The sequence below is a fragment of the Micromonospora sp. CPCC 206171 genome, from assembly GCF_036906755.1.
GTDB lineage: Bacteria > Actinomycetota > Actinomycetes > Mycobacteriales > Micromonosporaceae > Micromonospora > Micromonospora purpureochromogenes.
Genome location: NZ_JBAKHT010000004.1, coordinates 127,039 through 150,068 on the forward strand (window position 1 = coordinate 127,039; position 23,030 = coordinate 150,068).

A 23,030-nucleotide genomic window follows, 5' to 3' on the forward strand; every position below is an offset into this window, starting at 1 on the left:
GCATCCGTGCAGAGGGGGTCGTGCGTGCGTCCGATCCGACCCGGTGACCATGGACCAGCGGTGGCGGAGATCCGCACGGTCCTGGCCGGCCTCGACCTGCTCCCGCCCGCCAGCTGCGACGAGTTCGACGTCGCCACGGAACGCGCCGTCCGCGCCTTCCAGCAGTCCCGGGGGCTCAGCGTCGACGGTCGGGTGGGTGCCGAGACCTGGCGGGCCCTGGACGCCGCCCGCTGGCGGCTGGGCGCCCGCACCCTCTACCACGCGGTGCCCGAACCCCTCAGCGGCGAGGACGTCCGGTCGCTCCAGGAGCGACTGCTGGAGATGGGGTACGACGTCGGCCACGCCGACGCCATCTACGGCGTCCGCACCGCCCGCGCGGTGGCCCAGTTCCAGCGCGAGGTGGGCCTGAAACCGGACGGCTCCTGCGGCCCGCACACCATGGGTGCGCTGCGCCGCCTCGGTCGAAAGGTGGTCGGCGGCCGGCCGCAGTGGCTGCGTGAGTCCGACGCGATCCGGCAGTCCGGGCCGACACTGGTGGGGCGGACGGTGGTGATCGACCCCGGCCACGGGGGCACCGACCCGGGGGTGGTGGTGCCCGACGGCCCGCTGCGCTGGAGCGAGGCGGATCTGGTGCACGACCTGGCCAGCCGGCTGGAGGGGCGGCTGGCCGCAGCGGGCGTACGGGTGCAGCTGACCCGTGGCCCGACGCCGGCGACGTGCCTGCCGGACACCGACCGGGCGCAGCTGGCCAACTCGCTCGGCGCGGACGTGTTCATCTCGCTGCACACCGACGGGCACGCCAACCCCGAGGCCGACGGGGTGGCCACCTACCACTACGGCACCGACAACGGCGTCACCTCGGCGACCGGGGAGCGGCTGGCCGGGCTGGTGCAGCGGGAGATCGTGGCGCGTACCGGGCTGCGGGACTGCCGTACCCACGCCAAGGCGTGGGACCTGCTGCGGCTGACCCGGATGCCGGCGGTACGCGTCGAGGTCGGCTACCTCACCTCGCCGCGGGACCGGAACCGCCTGGTGGACCCCCGGTTCCGGGACAAGGTGGTCGAGGCCATCGTGGCGGCCGTGCAGCGGATGTTCTTCCCGATCGAGCGGGACGTGCCGACGGGTTCGATCGACGTCAGCGAGCTGCGCAAGGTGGTCGCCGCCGGCGCGGTGATGGACTGAGCCGCGATTCCCTTGCGGCGACCCCTCGGGCTGGCCTCAGCTGGTGGTCGCCCGGGTGGCCGGGGCGGGGCGTACCGGGCGGAGCAGGGTCTCCGGGCTCATCGAGCCGAGCAGCTTCTCCAGCGCGTACTCGACGTCGGACTTCCAGCTCAGCGCGGTGCGCAGCTCCAGGCGCAGCCGGGGATAGCGCGGGTGCGGCCGGACGGTCTTGAAGCCCACCGAGAGGAAGAAGTCCGCCGGGGCGACGCAGGCCCGGGTCGCGTCGTCGCCGTCGCCGAACTTGGCGTCGCCGAACGCCTCGATCGCCTTGATGCCGCGCTTGGTGAGGTCCCGCGCGACGCCCTGGACCAGCATCCGGCCCAGCCCGCCGCCGGCGAACGAGGGCACCACGTTGGCGGTCATCAGCAGCGCCGCGTCGGCCGAGACCGGCGAGGTGGGGAAGGCCATCGACCGGGGGACGTAGGCCGGCGGGGCGTACATGACGAAGCCGGCGGGCATGCCGTCGACGTACGCCAGCTTGCCGCAGGAACCCCACTCCAGCAGGGTCTGGGAGACCCAGGCCTCCTTCTCCAGGCCGGGGTCACCGGCGGCGCAGGCCCGGTCGGCGGAGACCGGGTCGAGCTCCCAGTAGACGCACTGCCGGCACGGGCGGGGCAGGTCTTCCAGGGTGTCGAGGGTCAGACTGACCAGACGTCGCGACATTGGCGCATCCCCACAATAGGCTCGGAGGTGAAACCAGCGCGGACGGTCGACGCCGCCTTCCTGCCCCCCGACGAGCGATCGTACGCCGCCAGCCGACCGTACGGGAGGGGACGCGCGAACGACCACCCGAGCCGGGGACGGCGGTCCGGGATGTGGACGCGGCCCACGTCAGGGGTTCCGGGGTGGCGGCCGCGGACTAGGATCGACCAACCGGCGTCCCGCGTCGCCATGGTCGCCGGCTCCGCGGGTACCACACGGGGCGGGAGCCCGACCGACACCCGATCGAGGTGATGTCATGACCGGCACGACGCTCGACGACTACACCGACCGGTACGCCCGGCGCGTCCGCGGGATGACCGCTTCGGAGATCCGGGCGCTCTTCGCGGTGGCCAGCCGTCCGGAGGTCGTCTCGCTCGCCGGTGGGGCACCCTACATCGCCGCGCTGCCGCTCGACGCGGTCGGCGAGATGCTGGGCAGGCTCGGCTCCGAGCACGGGGCGACCACCCTCCAGTACGGCATCGGCCAGGGCACCCTGGAGCTGCGCGAGCGGATCTGCGAGGTGATGGCGCTCTCCGGCATCGACGCGTCCTGCGGCGCCTCCCCGGAGGACGTGGTGGTGACCGTCGGCGGCCAGCAGGCCCTCGACCTGGTGGCCCGGCTCTTCCTCGACCCTGGGGACGTGGTGCTCGCCGAGGGCCCGACGTACGTCGGCGCGCTGGGGGTGTTCCAGGCCGCTCAGGCCCAGGTGGCGCACGTGCCGATGGACGACGAGGGGCTGATCCCCGAGGCGCTGGAGGTGGCCATCGCCGACCTGGCCCGTGCCGGGCGTCGGGTGAAGTTCCTCTACACCATCCCGACCTACCAGAATCCCACCGGCGTGACGCTGAGCGAGGAGCGCCGCGAGCGGGTGCTGGACATCTGCGAGCGCGCCGGCCTGCTCGTGGTGGAGGACGACCCGTACGGTCAGCTCGGTTTCGAGGGCGAGGCGCCCGCGCCGCTGCGCGCCCGCCGCCGCGACGGGGTCTTCTACCTGAGCACCTTCTCCAAGACCTTCGCCCCCGGCCTGCGGGTCGGCTGGATCCTCGCCCCGCACGCTGTCCGCGACAAGCTGGTGATCGCCAGCGAGGCGCAGATCCTCTGCCCCAGCGGCTACGCCCAGGCGGCCGTGGCGACGTACCTGTCGACGATGCCGTGGCGGGAGCAGCTGAAGGTCTACCGGGAGGTCTACCGGGAGCGGCGGGACGCGATGCTCACCGCGCTGGAGGACCTGATGCCGGACGGCACCACCTGGACCACCCCGGCCGGCGGCCTCTTCGTCTGGACGAACCTGCCGGACGGCCTGGACGCCAAGGCGATGATGCCCCGCGCCATCGCCGCCCGGGTCGCCTACGTGCCGGGCACCGGCTTCTACGCGGACGGCTCCGGCACCGGCAACATGCGGCTCAACTTCTCCTTCCCGTCGCCGGAGCGGATCCGGGAGGGCGTCCGCCGGCTGGCCGGCGTGATGGAGCAGGACATCGCCATGCGCCGGGTCTTCGGCACGGTGACCCCGGCCGGGCGCCGGCGGCAGGGCGGCGCGGACGCGCCGGGACCAGACTTGGCATGATTCCGGCATGGCCGTGACCTCTGCCGGGGCATCCCCCGTGACCGATCCCGCCGTCACCGCCGACCTGCACGTGCTGGTGCTCGCCGGTGGCCTCTCCTACGAGCGGGACGTTTCGCTGCGTTCCGGCCGCCGGGTGCTCGACGCGCTGCGCGCGGTCGGCGTGGAGGCGGAGCTGCGGGACGCCGACGTGGCGCTGCTGCCCGCCCTGACCGCCGACCCGCCGGACGCGGTGGTGATCGCGCTGCACGGGGCGACCGGCGAGGACGGTTCGCTGCGCGGCGTGCTGGACCTCTGCGGCGTGCCGTACGTGGGCTGCGACGCCCGCGCCTCCCGGCTTGCCTGGGACAAGCCGTCGGCGAAGGCGGTGCTGCGGGAGAACGGCATCCCCACCCCCGACTGGGTGGCGCTGCCGCACGACCGCTTCTCGGAGCTGGGCGCGGTGGCGGTGCTCGACCGGATCGTGGACCGGTTGGGGCTGCCGCTGATGGTGAAGCCGGCCCAGGGTGGTTCCGGCCTGGGCGCTGCCGTGGTCCGGGACGCCGCGGCGCTGCCCGCCGCGATGGTCGGTTGTTTCGCGTACGACTCGACGGCGCTGGTCGAGCGGTACGTGCCCGGCATGGACGTGGCCGTCTCCGTGGTGGACCTCGGCGACGGCCCGCGCGCCCTGCCGCCGGTGGAGATCGTCCCGCGCAACGGCGTGTACGACTACGCGGCCCGCTACACCGCCGGTCGGACCACCTGGCACGCCCCGGCCCGGCTGGACAGCGCCGTCGCCGACACGGTCACCGAGGTGGCGCTGGCCGCGCACACCGCCCTGGGCCTGCGCGACCTGTCCCGGGTCGACCTGATCGTCGACGCCGACGGCCGACCGCACGTGCTGGAGGTGAACGTCTCGCCGGGCATGACCGAGACGTCGCTGCTGCCGCTGGCGATCCAGGCGGCCGGGCTGGACTTCGGTCGGGTGCTGGGGTCGCTGGTCAGCCGCGCCGCTGCCCGCCGCGGCTGACCGCTTCCCGCGCTTGCTGCCCTTCCCGCGCTTGCTGCGCTGCCGATGCGCGGCGGTTTGAACTAACCGTCGGCTGCGTTGGGGGCAGTGCGGTGGGGAACGACTGTCGGGGCGGGCCGGGCAGCGGTGCGCTCGCTCCTGCCGGCAGGAGGACGAAGGCCGCGGCCGGCGGGTCGACGTTCCCCCGTTACCACTCCCACGACGTGTGCTTGCCGGCCGCACGCTCTCTGTGGCGGCCCCACCTCACAGGTTGGGTTCCTCGGTGGGGTTGCGAAGTGCACTGGCCACCGACGCCGTTCCAGTCCCGTTGACCGCCGGCGTCAGCGGGTCGGTCGGCGTCGCGGATCTGTCGGCGTCGCGGATCTGTCAGCGTCGCGGGAGCAGTCAGCGTTCCGAAGTCGTCGCTGTTCCTGGGGTCGTCGCTGATCCAGAAGTCGTCGCCGGGCCGGGGGTCGTCGCCGGGCCGGGGGCGTCATCGTGCCGGGAGCGTCCACCGTGCCGGGGAGCGTCGTCCTCCCGGCCGTCGTCGCTGTCCTCTGCGTCGGCACTGTCCGCGTCGGCCGTCACCCCGGCGTCGGCGGTCACCGTGGCGTCGGCGCCCGCGGTGCCATCGTCGCCCGCCCTGACATCGCCCGTGTCACCTTCTGCGGCGTCGGCGGCGTCGTCCGGGTCGTCCGCCGGTACGGGCGTCTCCTCGTCCGACTCGATCACCGACACCGGCTCCTCCTGCTGCGCTGCGGCCTCCCGCTCTCGAGAGGCCTGCGCGGACAGGCTGGACGGTGCCTGCCACTGGATGCGCGGCGGCTCGGCCAGCGGGCGTCCGCCGAACTCGGCCAGCCAGGCGGCCACCATGGCGAGGTTCTCCCGCCACTGGGACTCGGAGATGGGCGGCAGGATCGAGTCCCACAGCGACAGGAAGGTGCCCCGGAGCTGGAGCCGCCCGTACGGCCGGGCCAGGAACCACATGTGCAGGTGCGCCGACCCGTCGCCCCAGCGGTTCACGTGCACGCGGGCGACGCCGTCCAGCGACCGGATGGCGCGTTCCAGTCGTACCGTCATGACCCCCAGCTCGGCGGCGAGCAGGTTGGGCAGGTCGCCGAGGTCGAGGTGGGAGCGGGACTCCAGGATCAGGACCATCGGCAGGCCGGTGGGCCGGTCCATGGCGCGTACCCGCCAGCGCTCGCCCACCCAGATGTAGGCGTCGTCGGGGGCATTGCAGGCCGTGCATTCCCGGTGCCCTTCACCCTTGCGGGGCGGCTCGACCGGGACCGGATCCTCGAGTTGCTTGACGTGGAGGTCCCCCTCGAAGGGGAAGGAGGGCCACTGGGTGAAATCCGGGACTGCGGGAGGGGTGTCGTGCACGACGCTGACCCTAACCGAGTCGAAGACCGCTGTCCCTACCCGAACGACGGTGATCGTGAGTCCGTCTCGTGGGCGGCAGAGTGTCAACCGAGGGCGCGCCGAGGCCGTCGGAGAGCAGTTGTCCACAGGCTGGTGAGATCACCACCACAGCACGTCATCCACAGGCCAGGACGCCATCTGACACCGTGTTTCACGTGAAACGAGGGGTGCCTGTGGAAAACCGCTGTGGATAACCGGGGGGTTCAATCCACAGCCCCGACCACCGGCAGCGCGGGCCCGTTTCTCCCAACGAGCGAAGCGCCGGTTGGCTGCTGCCGGAGTCGGCGTTTCTGCCGGACGTCGCGCGCCGAGGGGGCACCGGGGTGGTCCATTCGGTGCCGACGCTTGATCTCCGATCCCGCCGCAGTCGGCGTTCCGGCCTTGGTGGCCGGTGCCGAAGGAGGCCATCCTCGGTCCCGGATCGCCTTTCCGTCGTCGCGGTGCCAAGGCCGGAACGCAGTGGTGCATGGGTGGGCCCGGACGATGCCCGCTCGTTTCACGTGGAACCTCGCCGTTTCACGTGGAACACCGCGAAGGAGGCAGCCGCACCTTGGCGGTCGAGCGCGGCAATTGCGGGACCGACCGGCGCTGTCCCGCAGATGCCGAGCGCCTCCCCGTGGCCGTCCAGCCGGTCCGATGGCAACCGGGCCGGCCTCCTGGAGTGAGGCGCCGACCGAGCGCGTGGCGCCCGTCGGGTTCGACCCGGTCGGCTGAGCCGGGGCGCGGTGTGGCTCGCTCTCGGCGTGAACCATGATCCCACGATCGCTACCCCAGGCGGGCTGGGGCCCGGGTCGATGCCTTCGGATGCCTGTCGAACTGCCCCCAGGACTCCGCCGGCGTTGGCCGGTTGCCCACCAAGGTTCCGCCGGCACTGGCCGGTTGCCACGAAGAATTCCCTGGGATCGGACGATTGCCACCAGGAGGTGTGGGCGGCATTCCTGCGCGCCAGGACGGCCGCCGAGAACGGCCTGACCCGTCGTCGAGACGTCCGGCGCCATGGTCGGCCGTACCCGATTCAGCTACATGTCCTCCTCGATGACGATCCGGATCTGCCCGGCGAGCGGGACGCGGACAGCCGACACCATGGGCTGACATCGGTGAACTCGGCAGCTCGGAGGACACCCCGGCCGCCGTCGGCGTGGTGCAGCAGCACCTCCTGGGGCCCTGGCGCTCAGTTCGATCCGCCGCGAGCTTGAGCCCTGGGCATGTCACGGGAGTGCATTCCCGGCGCCTCGTTTCACGTGAAACGAGGCGCTGAGGTACCGCCCAGGCGGCCTAGGCGTGACTCCTCCCGCCCGAAGCAACCGACGAAGCCCTTTCAGACGCCCCAGGCGGGACGAGACGCCTCCCTGCGACCCCGGGTTGCCCTCACAGACGCATCAACGGCCTACGAGGCCCTACAGGGCCTCCTACGACTGACTCTGACGGACCGCCGTCACTGTCGAACCCCACCCACGCCGGCCCGGCGGGTGGCGGGCAGCGGGCAGCGGGCAGCGGGCAGCGGCAAGGTAGCGAGCACCAGCAACCCGTCCGCCGAGTACGGGAACTACCCCCGTGAAGCAGAACGACCACGGCGACACATTCCTCGCGCGCTGCGGTCGACGCCCGCGTTGGTGGCGGAGCCACCCCTCGCGCGTCCGTCCCCATGAGTCAGGCCGGTGACGGAACCCGCCGACCACATGGCGAGTCCGGCGGGGCTGGAGGCCCCGCCCGCCCCAGCACGAATCGTCGGCCTGCCGATGTCCGACTCATCGGGTGCCCACTCCGCCCGGACGCTGCATCGCCTGCCGCCGCCCGACCCACCAGGGCGCACCGTTTCACGTGAAACACGTCGCGCGCCGCCATCCGAATCGCAGACCACCGCCAGCAGCAAACAAACCGGCCGCGCGCCCTCGGGGGGCAACGCGGCCGGTGACGAAACCAGGGCGGGGATCAGTCCTCCGACTCCTGCTCGCCGACGCCGATGATGCCCACAATCCGCTCCAGGTCGTCCACCGTCGCAAACTCGATCGTGATCTTGCCCTTGCTCCGGCCGATGTCGACCTTCACCCGGGTGTCGAAGCGGTCGGAGAGCCGGTCGGCCAGATCGGTGAGTGCAGGGGCGTGCGGCTTGGTACGCCGCTTCGCCGCCGGCGTCTTCGCCGGCCCGTCGTTGAGCGCGAGCGCCACGATCTCCTCGGTCGCTCGTACGGACAAGCCCTCGGCGACGATCCGAAGGGCGAGCTGTTCCTGCGCCTCCGCCTCGTCGAGGCTCAGCAGCGCCCGGGCGTGGCCCGCCGAGAGCACGCCGGCGGCGACCCGGCGCTGCACCTGCGCCGGGAGGTTCAGCAGCCGAATCGTGTTGGAGATCTGCGGCCGGCTGCGGCCGATCCGCCGCGCCAGCTCCTCATGGGTGGCGCCGAACTCCTCCAGCAGCTGCTGGTAGGCCGCGGCCTCTTCGAGCGGGTTGAGGTTCGCCCGGTGGATGTTCTCCAGGAGGGCGTCCCGGAGCATCGCGTCGTCCTTGGTGTCCCGGACGATCGCCGGGATGCTTTCCCGGCCCACCGCCTGGGCGGCCCGCCACCGGCGCTCGCCCATGACGAGTTCGTACTTCTCGGCGTCGAGTTGGCGGACGACGATCGGCTGGAGAAAGCCGACCTCCTGGATCGAGGTCTTCAGCTCCTCCAGCGCCTCCTCGTCGAAGACGTGCCGGGGCTGCTTCGGGTTCGGCACGATCGCGTCGACCGGGATCTCGGCGAAGCGGGCACCCGGGACCGGGCTCAACTGCGGCTCGGGCGGCGCCGACGGAGTGGCGACCGGCGCGGTCACCGCCTCGACGGGAACGTCACCCGTCGTACGCTCCGGATCGGCCTCGACGGGCGCGGTGAGGGTGGTGCCCGGCGCCTCCGGTGCCGGCCCGGTCGGGATCAGCGCCCCGAGCCCTCGACCCAGACCGCCACGGGGACGGTTCTTCATGCGACGCCTCCCAGCGACTCGTGCGCACTACGCATTCCGGCTCACCGGCTCCTTGACACCGCGCTCGGCGATCTCCTGGGCGGCCTCGAAGTAGCTCGTCGCCCCCCGCGAACCGGGATCGTAGGTCATCACGGACTGCCCGTAGCTGGGAGCCTCGGACACCCGGACGTTGCGCGGGATGACCGCCTGGAGGACCTTGTCGCCGAAGTGGTTCCGGACGTCCTGCTCGACCGCGTCGGCCAGTCGGGTACGCCGGTCGTACATGGTGAGCAGGATCGTGGAGACCTCGAGCTTGGGGTTGAGGTGCTGCCGTACCAGGTTGATGTTGTTGATCAGCTGGTTGAGGCCCTCCAGCGCGTAGTACTCGCACTGGATGGGGATCAGCACCTCCTGCGCGGCGACCAGCGCGTTGACCGTCAGCAGGCCGAGCGAGGGCGGGCAGTCGATGAAGACGTAGTCGAAGTGCCCCGGGTACGCGTCGATGGCCCGGGCCAGCCGGGACTCCCGGGCGACCACGGACACCAGCTCGATCTCCGCGCCCGCCAGGTCGATGGTGGCCGGCACGCACCACAAGTTGGGGATGCCCTCGACCTCCTGGGCGACCTCCTCCAGGGGCACGCTGTTGATCAGGCAGTCGTAGACGTCCGGCACGCCGGTGTGGTGCGGCACGTTGAGCCCGGTCGAGGCGTTGCCCTGCGGGTCGAGGTCGACCACCAGCACCCGGTTGCCGTGCAGGGCGAGCGCCACCGCCAGGTTCACCGTGGTCGTGGTCTTACCCACGCCGCCCTTCTGGTTCGCGACGCACATGACCCGGGTCCGGTCGGGCCGAGGCATGGTCACCTCGCCACTCGGATTCAGGATCTGCACGGCGCGCATCGCCTCCATAGCCAACGGTGGGTCATCCTCTTCGCGCGTCGGGGTTTCACGTGAAACGTACGCGGCGGCGGCTGCGTCGGCGGCCACGCCCCCGGCCGCCGGCCCCGGCGTGTTCACGGCGACGGACTCGGAGTCCGCCACCGCGCCCGGGTGCGGCTGCTGGGGTACGGCGGGCGGCACGTTGCCGCCGACCGGTGTCTCGAAGCGGGACGGCGCGCCGGAGTTGCGTTGGACCGGGGCGGCGCGGTCGCTGGGCGCGTTGACCGGCCGGCCCGCGTCGTCCGCGATCGGCGGCGGCGGAATGTACGACTCGGGAGAGGGGCGTGCGGCGCCGACCGCGGGCACGTCCCGCCGGACCACCGGATCGCAGTCCGGCGGGCCGGCGGAACCCGGCTGGCCGTCGGCGGGCCCGAAGTCGTGGTCGGTTTCACGTGAAACAGGGTCCACTCCGGAGGGAAGGCCCTCCGGGCGTTTCACCCGTGGATCGTCGTACCTGCCGTCGTCATGCACCTGTCATCCCTGCCCGCTCCGGATGGTCGGTCCGCATCCCGTCAATCAGGCCACACGCGCACTCGCACCGCAGCGCGTACGGTCCCGGCGGGAGCGGTCGGGACCCGGTGCGCCCGACGCCCGCCCGCCCCACACTATCGACGCGCGGCCAGCCTACGGGGGACGGGCGCGGCGGGTCCATCTCGGTTGTCCGCCGGCCGGGGCGACACGCCGGAACCCGAGCGGGGATCACCGAGCGCGCTTGCGTCCGCCCCGTGACCGCTTGGGTGCCTTCTTGGCGGACGGCGGTCGGACCACCCGCTCGCGCACGATCTCCACCACGGTGGTCGGCGGGTCGATGACGCCGACACCGCAGAGGTGCACGCTCGGCTCGCCACCGCCGAGCCGGTCGATGATCTCGGCGTGCTCCGCGATCTCCGCCGCCGCGGAAGAGCCCTTCACGGCGATCAGCCGGCCGCCGGGTACGACGAGCGGCAGGCACCAGCCGGAGAGCCGGTCTAGCGGCGCGACCGCTCGCGAGGTCACCACGTCGGCGCTGAACGGGCCGGTGCCGGTCGCGTCGGTGGCCGCCTCGTCGGCCCGACCACGGAACACCCGGACCGTCTTGGCCAGCCCGAGCTGCTGCACCGCCTCGATCAGGAAGGAGGTACGCCGGGCCAGCGGCTCGACCAGGATCACCTGGAGGTCGGGGCGGGCGATCGCCAGCACCAGCCCGGGCAGCCCGGCGCCGGAGCCGACGTCGATGACGCTGGCCCCTTCCGGGATGCGCTCGGCCACGGCGGCACAGTTGAGCAGGTGCCGGTCCCAGATCCGGGGCGCCTCCCGCGGGCCGATCAGGCCGCGCACCACCCCGTCGGTGGCGAGCAGCTCGGCGTACGCGGCCGCCAGGTCCAGCCGGTCACCGAAGAGCGTCCGGGCCGCCGGAGCCAGCGCGGCCGGCAGCGCGGCGTCCTCCGGCGAGGGAACGGGGCCGACAGGCGACGGCCCGGGCGGCGTACCACCCGGGCCGGTCACGGCGTCGGCCGTGGCGTCGTCGTGGGTCACCCGGTCAGTCCGCCGGCCGGACGATGATGCGCCGGTTCGGCTCGACGCCCTCGGACTCGCTCTCCACACCGCTCATGGCGTTGACCACGTCGTGCACGCACTTGCGCTCGAAGGCGGACATCGGCTCCAGCCGGACCGGCTCGCCGTGCTCCTTGACCTTCTCCACCGCGTTCTTGGCCACGGCGGCGAGCTCCTTGCGGCGGGTGGCGCGGTAGCCACCGACGTCGAGCAGCAGGCGGCTCGGCGTACCGGTCTGGCGGAACACCGCGAGCCGGGCCAGCTCCTGGAGCGCCTCCAGGGTGGCGCCGCGCTGGCCGACCAGGTTCTGCAGCCGGGCGCCGACCACCTCGACGACCGGCCGTCCGCCGGAGACGAGCTCGTCGATGTCGCCGTCGTAGTCGAGGATGTCGAGCAGGCCCTCGATGTAGTCGGCGGCGATCTCGCTCTGCGCGAAGAGCTCGCCCTCGCCGGCGGCCTTCTTCGGGGCGGCGCCCGCCTCGGCCGCCGCCTCCCCGGCCTCCTCGGGCTCGCCGTCACCGGTCGCGGCGGTCGGCACGATCTCCTCGTCCACGGACTGCTCCGCACTGGGGATGCTGGTGTCGGTCACGGTGTCATCTCCGTACTCGCTCGGCCGGACCGTCGGGTCCGCTGGTTTCCCGGGGCACCCGGCGGGAGAAGGCCGGTGCCCACGGGCACGTCTTGTACGGGCAGTCTCGCCCGTGACCGCGCCAGGCGCGGCGGTTCCGGCCCGGCGCCGGCCGTACGGCGGCTGCGCGATGCCGGAAGGCCGCCGCCGGTGGTCCCGACGGCGGCCCTGGGTCAGCCCTGCCGCTTGGCCGGCCGACCCTTCTTCGGGTTGGTCGGCTTCGCACCCGGCTTCGGCCCGGCGACCTTCGGCGCGGCGGGCTTGGCCGGCACCTGCGCGGCCGGCTTGGCGCGGTTGAGGAAGCCGCCGGTCCTGGCCGGCTGCACCGCGTTGCGGGGCGCCGTGCCGCCGGGCTTCTGGTTGGTCACCAGCGGCGGGAACTTGCGCAGCACCCACTGCTGCTGGCCGAGGGTGAAGAGGTTGTTGGTGACCCAGTAGATGATCACACCGATCGGGAAGATCGCGCCGGAGATCAGCAGTGACAGGGGGATGCCGTAGAGCATCAGTCGCTGCACCATCCGCTGCTGCGGGTCCTCGGCCCAGCCGGTCTTGAGGATCATCTGGCGGCTGGTCAGGTAGGTGGTGCCCATCATGACCAGGACCAGGATGCCGGCGATGATCTTCACGGTGGTGCCGTTGGCGCCGAGCCGGGCCAGCTCGTCGGCGGTCGAGCCGAACTTGCCGGCGATCGGGGCGGTGAAGATCTTCGCGCTGGAGGCGCTGTTGAACTGGTCGACCGTCCAGCCGTAGAGGGTCTTGTTCGACTTGGCCGGGTCGAGGCGACGCAGCACGTGGAAGAGACCGAGGAAGACCGGGATCTGGAGGAACATCGGAAGGCAGCCCATCAGCGGGTTGGCCTTTTCCTTCCGGTAGAGCTCCATCATCTCCTTCTGGAGCGTCTCCCGGTCACCCTTGTGCTTCTCCTGCAGCTCCTTGACCTTGGGCTGGAGCGCCTGCATCGCCCGCTGCGACTTGATCTGCTTGACGAAGACCGGGAAGAGGATCACCCGGACGGTGACCACCAGGAAGATGATCGCGAGGATCCAGGCCCAGTTCGTGCCGAGCACCGAGCCGACCGGCACCTTGATGGCGTCCCAGGCCGAGTGCCAGGTCAGCAGGATCCACGAGATCGCGTAGTAGATCCAGTCGAGACTCAATTCTCAGGCTCCAGTCACGTCGGCACGGCGGCGGCCGCCCGGCTCGGGCACCGGGTCGTGTCCACCTGGGTGGAAGGGGTGGCAGCGCGACAAGCGCAGGACCGTCAGGCCAGCTCCCCGGAGCGCGCCGTGCCGGGCCACCGCCTCCAGGGCGTACGCACTGCACGACGGGTAGAACCGACAGCGGGCCGGCAGCGCCGGGCTTATCCAACGACGGTACGCGACGATGGGGCCACTCAGCACTCGGGCACCCAGGCTGGTAGGCCGCGAACCGGCGGATCCGGTGCTCATCGGGACCGCCGCCCCCGGGGCGCTCGTGCGGCGGCGATCGCCGCGTCCAGGTCGGCCCCCAGCCGGAGGTAGTTCGCCTCGGCGGCGGCGGGCAGTGCGCGTACCACCAGGGTGCTTCCCTCGGGCAGCGCGGCCAGGCGCTCGCGGACCAGGTGCCGCAGCCGGCGCCGGACCTTGTTGCGGACCACGGCGGGGCCGACGGCTTTGGACACGACGAAGCCGGCGCGGGTCGGCGCGGAGATCGTCTCCGTGCCGCTGACCCGCGCCGGCTCCGGCGAGGTTGTCGCGGTGGGTTCGGGGGTCGCCGGCAGCGTCAGGTGAACGACGACGGCACCTCGTCCGGCGCGTCGGCCACCCCTGACCGCTGCGGCGAAGTCGTTGCTGCGCCGCAGTCGCTGTGCGGCCGTCAGCACGACTGCCCACGTCCCCCGGACCGGACCCGGTCGGCTCAGGCCGACAGGCGGGTGCGGCCCTTGGAGCGGCGGGTCGAGATGATGGCGCGACCGGCCCGGGTGCGCATGCGCAGCCGGAAGCCGTGGGTCTTCGCGCGCCGGCGGTTGTTCGGCTGGTAGGTGCGCTTGCTCACGTCAGGCTCTCCGTTTTCGTACGTCCACGGCGCGGGATCGCCGGGGTCGTGTGGTGGTCCAGGCCACCTCGGCGGTGACCTCCGATCCATGCTGCCCGGCGACCCGGGACCTCGGCGATGCGGGGAAGCGATCGCGGACAGCAAGCACCCATCACCCTAGCAGAGGGCGACAGAGCAGCCCCTCCAGCCTACGCAGGGGGGCAATGACCGTCAAACAGGTCACCGGAGGCACGAGCAGGGCGGCGGTCCGACCGAACCGGCGGTTTTCACTGATGCCGCCAAGCGGCCGGAGCGTCGGCGGTTGATGGTGCCCCGCCGTCGCTGTTACCGTGCCCGATTGCGGTCAGCGTCGGGGGTCCGGGTTGTCGCTGGCAGGCAAGACCGGACACGGCAGTGAATCGTTCGGCACGGTGAACCCGCGCAACGTCCCGCCCGACCAGGGGGGCAGGTCCGACCCGCGCACGGCGGGCGGCACAATCGGTCGGTACACACAGGCTGTGGATAACTTGTGGATGCCGGTCGGTCAGCCGCCCGGTGGGGTGAGGTACCACCCGCTCGAACGCGGTGGCGGGCCCGGAACGGCCGACTGGACGACAGCGGCGACCGGGAGCAGAGGCGAGGGGGTGGCACGACGGTGGCCGGTACGACCGACCTTGCTGCGGTGTGGACCGCGGCGACGGACGAACTCGCCGACGAGATCATCTCCGCGCAGCAACGCGCGTACCTGCGGCTGACCCGGCTGCGGGCGATCGTCGAGGACACCGCGCTGCTCTCCGTCCCGGACGCCTTCACCCGGGACGTGATCGAGTCCCGGCTCCGGCCGGCCATCACCGAGGCGCTCACCCGCCGGCTGGGCCGGCCAATCCAGGTCGCGGTCACCGTCCGGGTCCCCGAGGACACCGCCGGTCGACCCGCCGGCACCGTCTACCGCAGCGGCCCGGAGCCGGCGCAGCTCGGCCTCGACGTGCCCGCGGACGACTTCGCCCCGGAACCGCCCGCCTTCGCGGACCTGGCGCCGGGCTACCCGGAGCTGCCCCCCGAGCCGGAGCCGCCGGTAGCGCCGCCGGCATCCGACGGCCACCGCCCGGGCCGCATCCCGGCCAGCCGGGACGGCGGCCAGGACACCCTCTTCGGCGCCGCGTTCGCCGAGCCGCTGCGGGGCGCCGGTCCCGGGTCGGATCGGCGCGGCTTCGAGGAGCGCGCCCTTCCCGAGGGGCCAGGGGTCGACGGCCGCGGCTTCGAGCCCGCGTACCGGGGCGAGGCCAGGCCGCCGCGCGACCAGCACGGTCCGCGCGGCCTGCCGCGCGACGGGGGTACGGACAGCGGCCCCGGCCGCTCGCCCGCCGACCACCGACCCGGCGGGCGGGACGACCGTCGCCCCGGGGGCGCGGAGGGCGGCGGCAACCGGCTCAACCCGAAGTACATGTTCGAGACGTTCGTCATCGGCTCGTCGAACCGGTTCGCCCACGCGGCGAGCGTCGCGGTGGCCGAGTCGCCGGCGAAGGCGTACAACCCGTTGTTCATCTACGGCAGCTCCGGGCTGGGCAAGACCCACCTGCTGCACGCCATCGGGCACTACGCCACCACGTTGGGTAACGCCCGCTCGGTCCGGTACGTCTCGACCGAGGAGTTCACCAACGACTTCATCAACTCCCTGCGCGACGACAAGACCAGCGCGTTTCAGCGCCGCTACCGCGACGTCGACATCCTGCTGATCGACGACATCCAGTTCCTGGAGAACCGCGAGCGGACGCAGGAGGAGTTCTTCCACACCTTCAACACGCTGCACAACGCCAACAAGCAGATCGTGATCACCTCCGACCGCTCGCCGAAGCAGCTGGCGACGCTGGAGGACCGGCTGCGCACCCGGTTCGAGTGGGGCCTGCTGGCCGACATCCAGCCGCCGGATCTGGAGACCCGGATCGCGATCCTGCAGAAGAAGGCGGCCCAGGAGCGGCTGTACGCCCCGCCGGATGTGCTGGAGTTCATCGCCTCCCGGGTGTCGAACTCGATCCGGGAACTGGAGGGCGCGCTGATCCGGGTCACCGCGTTCGCCAGCCTCACCCGGTCGAACGTCGAGCTGTCGCTGGCCGAGGAGGTGCTGCGGGACTTCATCCCGGACGGCACCGGGCCGGAGATCACGGCCGACCAGATCATGGTCTCCACCGCCGACTACTTCGGGGTGAGCCTGGAGGACCTGCGCGGGCACTCCCGGTCCCGGGTGCTGGTCAACGCCCGCCAGGTCGCCATGTACCTGTGCCGGGAGCTGACCGACCTGTCGCTGCCCCGGATCGGGCAGGCCTTCGGTGGCCGGGACCACACCACGGTGATGCACGCCGACCGGAAGATCCGTCAGCAGATGGCGGAGCGCCGCTCGCTCTACAACCAGATCGCCGAGCTGACCAACCGGATAAAGCAGAACACCTGAGCCACGGGTTCAGGTCGCGGCGCGGCGTCAGACGCGCGAACTGAGGTCGTCGTTACGTACGACACGCCGGCGTCCGCCGGTGAGAGAGCGCGGAGACGCGCCCGGCCAGTTCGGCCGGGCGCTTTTTCGTGCCTATGAGAGCCGACGGTTGACCCTGCACCGGGTCGAGGGCCCAGGATCGGTGTCGTGTTCGTCCACAGCACGCCCCGGTTGTCCACACCCCCTGTTCCACAGGCGGTGGAAAACCACGTAGCGTCCCGAGCCGGTTACCCACAGACTGTGGACAAACCCTGGGGACGGAGCTGTGGACGCCTGGGGACGACGGTCCGGTTGTCCACCGACGACGGTCGACCTGTGGGCGGCCTGTTGAAGGTTCTGGGGACGACGGCTCCGGGGGCCCTCGCCGCTGTCCACAGCACTGGGGAGAAACCCGGTGGATTACCCGTGGACAACCGGTGGACAACCGTGGACAACCTGGGGGTTCGGCCGGCCTGTGGACCACAACACCGGTTTACCCCCCGGTTCTCCACAGCCAAACCACCGGTGGATAACCTGTCTGACCTGGGCCGACGCGGGTTCTCCACAGTTTGCACAGGTGCGATGAAGACGATGAGTTATCTCTTCTAAAAGAATCAAAAACCAATCATCACCGTTGGACTTTCTGTGGATCGGTTCGGCCGCTGCCGTCGGCGGTCGCTCCGGCATCTGGATCAACGGGGTCGGGCGCACAGCCGATGCCCACGCGCCCTAAGGTGCGATGGGTACCCGCACGGTCGGGCGGGACGGTGGGCAGCGGTCGGCATGAGAGAGTTGTCGCTGACGTCGACGCGGAGGCATTGATGAAGTTCCGAGTAGAGCGCGACGCGCTCGCCGAAGCGGTGGCGTGGACCGCGAAGAGCCTGCCCAACCGGCCGTCCGTACCGGTGCTCGCCGGGGTGATGCTCCGGGTCACCGACGGAAACCTGCAGGTCTCCGGCTTCGACTACGAGGTCTCCAGCCAGGTGACCGTCGAGGTGCAGGGGGACGCCGACGGCGCCGCCCTGGTCTCCGGCCGCCTGCTCGCCGAGATCACCAAGGCGCTGCCGGCCAAGCCGGTGGACATCGCCGCGGTCGGCGCCCACCTGGAGCTGGTTTGCGGCAGCGCCCGGTTCACCCTGCCGACCATGCCGGTGGAGGACTACCCGGCCCTGCCCGAGATGCCCGAGAGCGCCGGCACCGTCGACGCGGCCGCCTTCGCCGCCGCCGTCGCCCAGGTGGCCGTGGCCGCCGGCCGGGACGAGACGCTGCCGATGATGACCGGCGTCCGGCTGGAGCTCTCCGGCGGCACGCTGGCGATGCTCGCCACCGACCGCTACCGCCTCGCGCTGCGCGAGATGGAGTGGAACCCGGACGACCCGGAGATCAGCATCAACGCGCTGGTGCCGGCCCGCACCCTGCACGACACGGCCAAGGCCCTCGGCCCGCTCGGCGGCCAGGTGAACATGGCGCTCTCCCAGGGCGGCGCGGGCGAGGGCATGATCGGCTTCTCCGGCGGCACCCGGCGCACCACCAGCCGGCTGCTCGACGGGGCGAACTACCCGCCGGTGCGCTCGCTCTTCCCGGCCACCCACAACGCCGAGGCGCGGGTGCCGGTCAGCACGCTGATCGAGGTGGTCAAGCGGGTCGCCCTGGTGGCCGAGCGGACCACCCCGGTGCTGCTGAGCTTCTCCTCCGACGGCCTGGTGGTCGAGGCGGGTGGCACCGAGGAGGCGCGGGCCAGCGAGGCGATGGAGGCCACCTTCACCGGCGAGCCGCTGACCATCGGCTTCAACCCGCAGTACCTGATCGACGGTCTGGCCAACCTGGGCGCCCAGTTCGCGCAGCTCGCGTTCGTCGACGCCTTCAAGCCGGCGGTGATTTCCCCCGCCGGGGAGGATGGCGAGGTCATCCCGGGGTACCGGTACCTCATCATGCCGATCCGCGTGTCCCGCTGATCGCAGCCCCAGCAGACCCAGACGCACGGAGGTAGGAGCAGATGCAGCTCGGCCTGGTAGGACTCGGCCGGATGGGCGGCAACATGCGCGAACGGTTGCGCGCCGCCGGGCACGAGGTGGTCGGCTTCGACCACAACGCGGAGCTGAGCGACGTGCCGAGCCTGGCGGCGCTGGCCGAGAAGCTGGAGTCGCCGCGCGCGGTCTGGGTGATGGTCCCGGCCGGTGTCACCGACGCGACCATCGACGAACTCGCCGGCGTGCTGGGCGAGGGCGACATCATCATCGACGGCGGAAACTCGCGCTTCAGCGACGACGGCCCCCGCGCCGAGCGGCTCGCCGAGCAGGGCATCGGCTACCTGGACGTCGGCGTCTCCGGCGGCGTCTGGGGCCGGCAGAACGGGTACGCCCTGATGGTCGGCGGCGCCCAGGAGCACGTCGAGCGGCTGATGCCGATCTTCGAGGGGCTCAAGCCGGAGGGCGAGTACGGCTTCGTGCACGCCGGCCCGGTCGGCGCCGGCCACTACGCCAAGATGGTGCACAACGGCATCGAGTACGGCCTGATGCACGCCTACGCCGAGGGCTACGAGCTGCTGGCCGCCTCGGAGCTGGTGACCAACGTGCCGGGCGTCTTCAAGTCCTGGCGCGAGGGGACCGTGGTCCGCTCCTGGCTGCTCGACCTGCTCGACCGGGCCCTCGACGAGGACCCGGAGCTGGCCGAGCTGAGCGGCTACACCGAGGACACCGGCGAGGGCCGCTGGACGGTCGACGAGGCGGTCCGGCTCGCCGTGCCGCTGAACGTCATCACCGCCTCGCTCTTCGCCCGGTTCGCCTCCCGCCAGGACGACTCGCCCGCGATGAAGGCGGTCGCCGCACTGCGCCAGCAGTTCGGCGGGCACGCCGTCCACAAGCGCTGAGCGGTATCCACAGCCTGTGTACGTCCGCCGGCTCGAACTGGTCGACTTCCGCTCGTACGAGCAGGTCGGCGTCGACCTGGAGCCGGGGCCGAACGTCCTGATCGGCGCCAACGGCGTCGGCAAGACCAACCTGGTCGAGGCGCTGGGCTACGTGGCGACCCTGGACTCGCACCGGGTCGCCACGGACGCCCCCCTGGTCCGGATGGGCGCCGCCGCCGCGGTGATCCGCTGCGCGGTGGTGCACGAGGGGCGGGAACTCCTGGTCGAGCTGGAGATCGTCCCGGGCAAGGCCAACCGGGCCCGGCTGGGCCGCTCACCCGCCCGACGGGCCCGGGACGTGCTCGGCGCGCTGCGGCTGGTGCTCTTCGCCCCGGAGGACCTGGAACTCGTCCGGGGCGATCCCGCCGAGCGCCGCCGCTACCTGGACGACCTGCTGGTGCTCCGGCAGCCCCGGTACGCCGGGGTGCGCGCCGACTACGAGCGGGTGGTCAAGCAGCGCAACGCCCTGCTGCGCACCGCGTACCTGGCCCGCAAGACGGGTGGGTCGCGGGGCGGGGACCTGTCCACCCTGGCGGTCTGGGACACCCACCTGGCCCGGCACGGCGCCGAGCTGCTGGCCGGCCGGCTGGAACTGGTGGCCGCCCTGGCCCCGCACGTGACGAAGGCGTACGACGCGGTGGCGGCGGGCCGGGGCGCGGCGGGGATCGCGTACCGGCCGTCGCTGGACCTGGCCGAGCCGACCACCGACCGGGCGGTGCTGGCCGAGGCGCTGACCGCCGCGCTGGTCGAGGCCCGGCCGAACGAGATCGACCGCGGTACGACCCTGGTCGGCCCGCACCGTGACGAGCTCAGCCTCACCCTCGGCCCGCTGCCCGCCAAGGGGTACGCCAGCCACGGCGAGTCCTGGTCGTACGCGCTGGCCCTGCGGCTGGCCGGGTACGACCTGCTGCGCGCCGACGGCATCGAGCCGGTGCTGGTGCTGGACGACGTCTTCGCCGAGTTGGACGCGGGCCGCCGGGAGCGGCTGGCGGAGTTGGTCGGCGGGGCCGGTCAGCTCCTGGTGACCTGTGCGGTCGACGACGACGTGCCCGCGGCGCTGCGCGGCACCCGGTACGCGGTGGGCGAGGGGACGGTGCGACGTGTCGACTGAGCCGGAGCGCGGCGCAGAGGGCGGTGGGCCGACCCGCCGGACCGGCGGTCCGAGCCGCGCCGCCTCGGGCGGCCAGCGCGGTGCGCGTACCCCTCGAGCAGCCGGAACCGACGCCGGCGGTGCCGCCGCCAAGGCGGCCGGTGCCGGCGCGGACGCCGCGCCTGATCGTCGCGGCGCCGGAGCCGGCGGGCCGGCACGATCGGCCGGCGCGGCCGGTACCGGCAACGTCGACGGGGCGCGGCCGGCCGGCGCCGGTGCGGACGCAGCCGGGGCGCGGCCGGCCGGTGCGGGCGCCGACGCCGCAGCCGGGCCGGGCGCGGCCGGGCCGGAGTTGGCGCGGGCGGTGCTGGACGCGGCGAAGGCCCGCCGGGCGGAGGCGGCGAAGACCCGGCGGAAGAGCGCGGTCTCCGGTGACGGCGGCGAGCGGCGGCTGCGCGGCTACTCCGGGCCGGGCCCGGACCCGCGTGACCCACAGCCGCTCGGCGTGGTGCTGGAGCGGCTGATGAAGGCGCGCGGCTGGCAGCAGCCGGCCGCCGAGGCGACCGTCTTCGGCGCCTGGGAGAAGGTCGTCGGGCCGGAGATCGCCCAGCACAGTCGCCCGGTCAAGCTGGAGGACGGCGAGCTGACCGTGGAGGCGCGCTCGACGGCCTGGGCCACCCAGCTGCGGCTGCTCGCCGGCTCGCTGCTCAAGCGGATCGCCGGCGAGGTGGGCCACAACGTGGTGCGCAAGCTGCACATCCACGGCCCGGCGGCGCCGTCCTGGTCGAAGGGCCCGCGGCGGGTCCGGGGCCGCGGCCCGCGCGACACCTACGGCTGAGGCGAGCTCACCGCTCGGCGCGGCGGGCCTCCCGCTCGGCGCGCTTGCGTTCCCGTTGCTCACGGCTCCAGCGCTTGCGGTTCTCCAGGTCCCGCTTCCACGCCTCGCGAGCCTGGGTGGAACCGCCCTGCACGGCGCCCGGCACCCCCTCGGCCGGGCCGGCCAGGTACTTGTAGGCCCAGGCCCACAGCCTGCCGCCCTCCCCGGGAGCCCGCTGCTGCCGCTTCTCCTCGCCCATCGCCGACCTCTCCTCGATGTTTTGCGCCCCAACGATTGGTACACCAATGATTGGTACGATAGCAACGACCACGAGGAGGCTGATCGGTGCGTGACCAGTTGGACGGGGATCCGCTCGCGTTGGAGCAGCAGGTGTGTTTCGCCCTCTCCGTCGCCGCGCGCGGGGTCGTCGCCGTCTACCGGCCGCTGCTGGAGCCGATGGGGCTGACCCACCCCCAGTACCTGGTCATGCTCGCGCTGTGGCAGCACGCGCCGCTGTCGGTCCGGGAGCTGAGCCGCCTGCTCCAGCTCGATCCCGGCACGCTGTCGCCCCTGCTCAAGCGCCTCGAGGCGGCGGGCTACCTGCGGCGCGAGCGGGACGCCGCGGACGAGCGGAGCCTCGCCGTCACGCTCACCGCCAGCGGTCAGGCCCTGCGCGCCCGCGCCGAGCAGATCCCGCCGACGATCGTGGAGCGGCTCGGAATGCCGATCGAGGAGCTGCGGCGCCTGCACACCATGCTGACCGAGGTGATCGGCGCGGCCAACCGCGCCACGACCGGCACCCCCGCCGCGCCCGGCCCGACGACGTCCTGACGACGCCGACGACCCGCCCGGTCAGGTCGACCGGGCGGGTCGGCCGGCGCGGGATCAGGCGTCGGCGTAGACGGCGAAGCCGCGGTCGGCGCAGCGGCGGTAGAAGGCGGCCAGCACGCCCAGCTCGGCGCAGGTGAAGTCCCACTGCGGCGGGTCGCCGTTCTCGTCGCGCAACGCGTCGAGCCGGGTGCCCAGCCAGCGCAGCTGCTGCTCGGCGAGCCGCCCGTCGGCCAGCAGCGAGCGGAGCACCTCACTGACCGACTCGAAGGTGACCGGCTCGCCGAACGGCCGGTGCTGGGCGACGAACTTCTCCACGCCGCCGGCGATCCAGGAGCACCCGTCCGGGTCGATCACCGGGTCCTCGTCCTCGGCGGCGGCATCAGTGGCGTAGAGCACATTTTCCAGGCCGAGGATCAGGTCGACCAGTTCGGTGTAGGCGGTCGCCCGGACCGTCCCCGTTTTGGCGATGTGTTCGGCCAGCGCCGCGGTAGGTGCGGAGATCTGCGGGATGTCCACGATCTCCCCGAAGTCGACGAACTCGGCCGGCGCGACCGGATCGTAGAAGCGGCCGGTCCGCGGCCAGTGCACCGCGACGTTGTCCAGCCCCATCTGGCGTCACCCCTTGTGAGCACGTGTCGGATCGATCGGGTCGATCGTCCCGGTTACGGATGGTAAAGATCAAGACGAGCACCGGTGGCGCCGCAAAGGTACGGTACGGCCGCTCTGCGCGCGACCCCCGACCGGCCGGCGGCCCGGCCCGATTCCGTGGCGGCCCCGCCCTCGATCCCCCCTTGGCGTGTAGGGGGAGTCGCGGCCAGCGCGATTCGGGCCGCTACGGAGGTCTCAGACGCCGCGCAGGGGGTGCCGAGTGGCGTCTCTGTCGTCCGCGCACAGTAGGATTGACAACGAGACGAAGACCCGACGCGGAGCGACGGACACGGGCCTGGAGGCCCTTGGTCAAAGTACCGCGGCGGGT

Annotated in this window: 20 protein-coding genes and 1 pseudogene; 9 read left to right on the plus strand and 12 right to left on the minus strand. The window is 72.5% G+C overall.

Going from position 1 to position 23,030, the window contains the following annotated elements; genetic code table 11:
• The first annotated feature begins 24 nt into the window (after positions 1 to 24).
• Positions 25 to 1,182 carry an N-acetylmuramoyl-L-alanine amidase gene (locus V6U89_RS07640; protein ID WP_334569972.1) on the plus strand — a complete coding sequence of 386 codons (1,158 nt, stop codon included), beginning with the start codon at positions 25 to 27 and terminating at the stop codon, positions 1,180 to 1,182.
• A gap of 36 nt (positions 1,183 to 1,218) precedes the next feature.
• Here V6U89_RS07640 and V6U89_RS07645 read toward each other — a convergent pair whose 3' ends face one another.
• Positions 1,219 to 1,884, minus strand: a complete 666-nt coding sequence (locus tag V6U89_RS07645; protein WP_154941042.1) for a GNAT family N-acetyltransferase — start codon at positions 1,882 to 1,884, stop codon at positions 1,219 to 1,221.
• Between the two features lie 295 nt (positions 1,885 to 2,179).
• Here V6U89_RS07645 and V6U89_RS07650 point away from each other — a divergent pair, with 295 nt between their 5' ends.
• Together V6U89_RS07650 and V6U89_RS07655 are read left to right on the plus strand one after the other, a co-directional pair.
• On the plus strand, positions 2,180 to 3,490 hold the full coding sequence (locus tag V6U89_RS07650; RefSeq protein WP_334569973.1) for an aminotransferase-like domain-containing protein: 1,311 nt from the start codon (positions 2,180 to 2,182) through the stop codon (positions 3,488 to 3,490).
• Positions 3,491 to 3,497: 7 nt separating this feature from the next.
• The gene (locus V6U89_RS07655; RefSeq protein WP_334569974.1) at positions 3,498 to 4,496 is read left to right on the plus strand and encodes a D-alanine--D-alanine ligase family protein; all 999 of its coding nucleotides are present in this window, start codon (positions 3,498 to 3,500) and stop codon (positions 4,494 to 4,496) included.
• 384 nt (positions 4,497 to 4,880) lie between these two features.
• On the opposite strand, the gene V6U89_RS07660 is transcribed toward V6U89_RS07655, so the two are convergent.
• The 9 genes from V6U89_RS07660 to rpmH form a co-directional block, all read right to left on the minus strand.
• Entirely contained in the window at positions 4,881 to 5,858 is a 978-nt protein-coding gene (locus V6U89_RS07660; protein ID WP_334569975.1) for a hypothetical protein, read from the minus strand.
• Positions 5,859 to 7,829: 1,971 nt separating this feature from the next.
• The gene (locus tag V6U89_RS07665; protein ID WP_334569976.1) at positions 7,830 to 8,852 is read right to left on the minus strand and encodes a ParB/RepB/Spo0J family partition protein; all 1,023 of its coding nucleotides are present in this window, start codon (positions 8,850 to 8,852) and stop codon (positions 7,830 to 7,832) included.
• Between the two features lie 27 nt (positions 8,853 to 8,879).
• Positions 8,880 to 10,238 (minus strand): AAA family ATPase, encoded by a 1,359-nt coding sequence (locus V6U89_RS07670; RefSeq protein ID WP_442933884.1) that lies wholly within the window; start codon positions 10,236 to 10,238, stop codon positions 8,880 to 8,882.
• 228 nt (positions 10,239 to 10,466) lie between these two features.
• Positions 10,467 to 11,180, minus strand: coding sequence for a 16S rRNA (guanine(527)-N(7))-methyltransferase RsmG (rsmG, locus tag V6U89_RS07675; protein ID WP_334570145.1), 714 nt, complete (start codon positions 11,178 to 11,180; stop codon positions 10,467 to 10,469).
• A gap of 106 nt (positions 11,181 to 11,286) precedes the next feature.
• Positions 11,287 to 11,889 carry a Jag family protein gene (locus V6U89_RS07680; protein WP_334569978.1) on the minus strand — a complete coding sequence of 201 codons (603 nt, stop codon included), beginning with the start codon at positions 11,887 to 11,889 and terminating at the stop codon, positions 11,287 to 11,289.
• 212 nt (positions 11,890 to 12,101) lie between these two features.
• On the minus strand, positions 12,102 to 13,085 hold the full coding sequence (yidC, locus tag V6U89_RS07685; protein WP_334569979.1) for a membrane protein insertase YidC: 984 nt from the start codon (positions 13,083 to 13,085) through the stop codon (positions 12,102 to 12,104).
• Positions 13,086 to 13,088: 3 nt separating this feature from the next.
• Entirely contained in the window at positions 13,089 to 13,376 is a 288-nt protein-coding gene (gene yidD / locus V6U89_RS07690) for a membrane protein insertion efficiency factor YidD (protein ID WP_334569980.1), read from the minus strand.
• Positions 13,373 to 13,789, minus strand: coding sequence for a ribonuclease P protein component (gene rnpA / locus V6U89_RS07695; protein ID WP_179802436.1), 417 nt, complete (start codon positions 13,787 to 13,789; stop codon positions 13,373 to 13,375). The genes yidD and rnpA overlap by 4 nt, the downstream gene beginning before the upstream one ends.
• Positions 13,790 to 13,824: 35 nt before the next feature.
• The gene (gene rpmH, locus V6U89_RS07700; RefSeq protein ID WP_117668129.1) at positions 13,825 to 13,962 is read right to left on the minus strand and encodes a 50S ribosomal protein L34; all 138 of its coding nucleotides are present in this window, start codon (positions 13,960 to 13,962) and stop codon (positions 13,825 to 13,827) included.
• 634 nt (positions 13,963 to 14,596) lie between these two features.
• On the opposite strand from rpmH, the gene dnaA reads away from it, so the two are divergent.
• From dnaA to V6U89_RS07725, 5 genes and pseudogenes are all read left to right on the plus strand, one after another.
• Positions 14,597 to 16,390 carry a chromosomal replication initiator protein DnaA gene (gene dnaA, locus V6U89_RS07705; RefSeq protein WP_334569981.1) on the plus strand — a complete coding sequence of 598 codons (1,794 nt, stop codon included), beginning with the start codon at positions 14,597 to 14,599 and terminating at the stop codon, positions 16,388 to 16,390.
• A gap of 839 nt (positions 16,391 to 17,229) precedes the next feature.
• Positions 17,230 to 18,363, plus strand: a complete 1,134-nt coding sequence (gene dnaN / locus V6U89_RS07710; protein ID WP_334569982.1) for a DNA polymerase III subunit beta — start codon at positions 17,230 to 17,232, stop codon at positions 18,361 to 18,363.
• A 41-nt stretch (positions 18,364 to 18,404) separates the two neighbouring features.
• Positions 18,405 to 19,277, plus strand: a complete 873-nt coding sequence (gnd, locus tag V6U89_RS07715; protein WP_334569983.1) for a phosphogluconate dehydrogenase (NAD(+)-dependent, decarboxylating) — start codon at positions 18,405 to 18,407, stop codon at positions 19,275 to 19,277.
• Positions 19,278 to 19,293: 16 nt separating this feature from the next.
• Entirely contained in the window at positions 19,294 to 20,427 is a 1,134-nt protein-coding gene (gene recF, locus V6U89_RS07720; RefSeq protein ID WP_334569984.1) for a DNA replication/repair protein RecF, read from the plus strand.
• Between the two features lie 229 nt (positions 20,428 to 20,656).
• Positions 20,657 to 21,244 (plus strand): annotated as a pseudogene (locus V6U89_RS07725) (DUF721 domain-containing protein); the annotation flags it as partial.
• 7 nt (positions 21,245 to 21,251) lie between these two features.
• Here the strand turns inward: V6U89_RS07725 and V6U89_RS07730 are convergent.
• Positions 21,252 to 21,482 (minus strand): hypothetical protein, encoded by a 231-nt coding sequence (locus V6U89_RS07730; protein ID WP_210774051.1) that lies wholly within the window; start codon positions 21,480 to 21,482, stop codon positions 21,252 to 21,254.
• An 86-nt stretch (positions 21,483 to 21,568) separates the two neighbouring features.
• Between V6U89_RS07730 and V6U89_RS07735 the strand changes: the two genes are divergently transcribed.
• Positions 21,569 to 22,054: a MarR family winged helix-turn-helix transcriptional regulator gene (locus V6U89_RS07735; protein ID WP_334569985.1), complete on the plus strand. Its 486-nt coding sequence runs from the start codon at positions 21,569 to 21,571 to the stop codon at positions 22,052 to 22,054.
• Between the two features lie 54 nt (positions 22,055 to 22,108).
• On the opposite strand, the gene V6U89_RS07740 is transcribed toward V6U89_RS07735, so the two are convergent.
• Complete coding sequence (locus V6U89_RS07740; protein WP_334569986.1) at positions 22,109 to 22,663, minus strand: hypothetical protein; 555 nt, start codon at positions 22,661 to 22,663, stop codon at positions 22,109 to 22,111.
• Positions 22,664 to 23,030 lie beyond the last annotated feature (367 nt).

Excerpts from the sequence above, each read along its gene's own strand:
- V6U89_RS07645 (WP_154941042.1), bottom strand. The coding sequence starts at position 1,884 with ATGTCGCGACGTCTGGTCAGTCTGACCCTCGACACCCTGGAAGACCTG.
- V6U89_RS07650 (WP_334569973.1), top strand. The coding sequence starts at position 2,180 with ATGACCGGCACGACGCTCGACGACTACACCGACCGGTACGCCCGGCGC.
- V6U89_RS07655 (WP_334569974.1), top strand. The coding sequence starts at position 3,498 with ATGGCCGTGACCTCTGCCGGGGCATCCCCCGTGACCGATCCCGCCGTC.
- V6U89_RS07665 (WP_334569976.1), bottom strand. The coding sequence starts at position 8,852 with ATGAAGAACCGTCCCCGTGGCGGTCTGGGTCGAGGGCTCGGGGCGCTG.
- yidD (WP_334569980.1), bottom strand. The coding sequence starts at position 13,376 with ATGAGCACCGGATCCGCCGGTTCGCGGCCTACCAGCCTGGGTGCCCGA.
- dnaN (WP_334569982.1), top strand. The coding sequence starts at position 17,230 with ATGAAGTTCCGAGTAGAGCGCGACGCGCTCGCCGAAGCGGTGGCGTGG.
- gnd (WP_334569983.1), top strand. The coding sequence starts at position 18,405 with ATGCAGCTCGGCCTGGTAGGACTCGGCCGGATGGGCGGCAACATGCGC.
- V6U89_RS07730 (WP_210774051.1), bottom strand. The coding sequence starts at position 21,482 with ATGGGCGAGGAGAAGCGGCAGCAGCGGGCTCCCGGGGAGGGCGGCAGG.
- V6U89_RS07740 (WP_334569986.1), bottom strand. The coding sequence starts at position 22,663 with ATGGGGCTGGACAACGTCGCGGTGCACTGGCCGCGGACCGGCCGCTTC.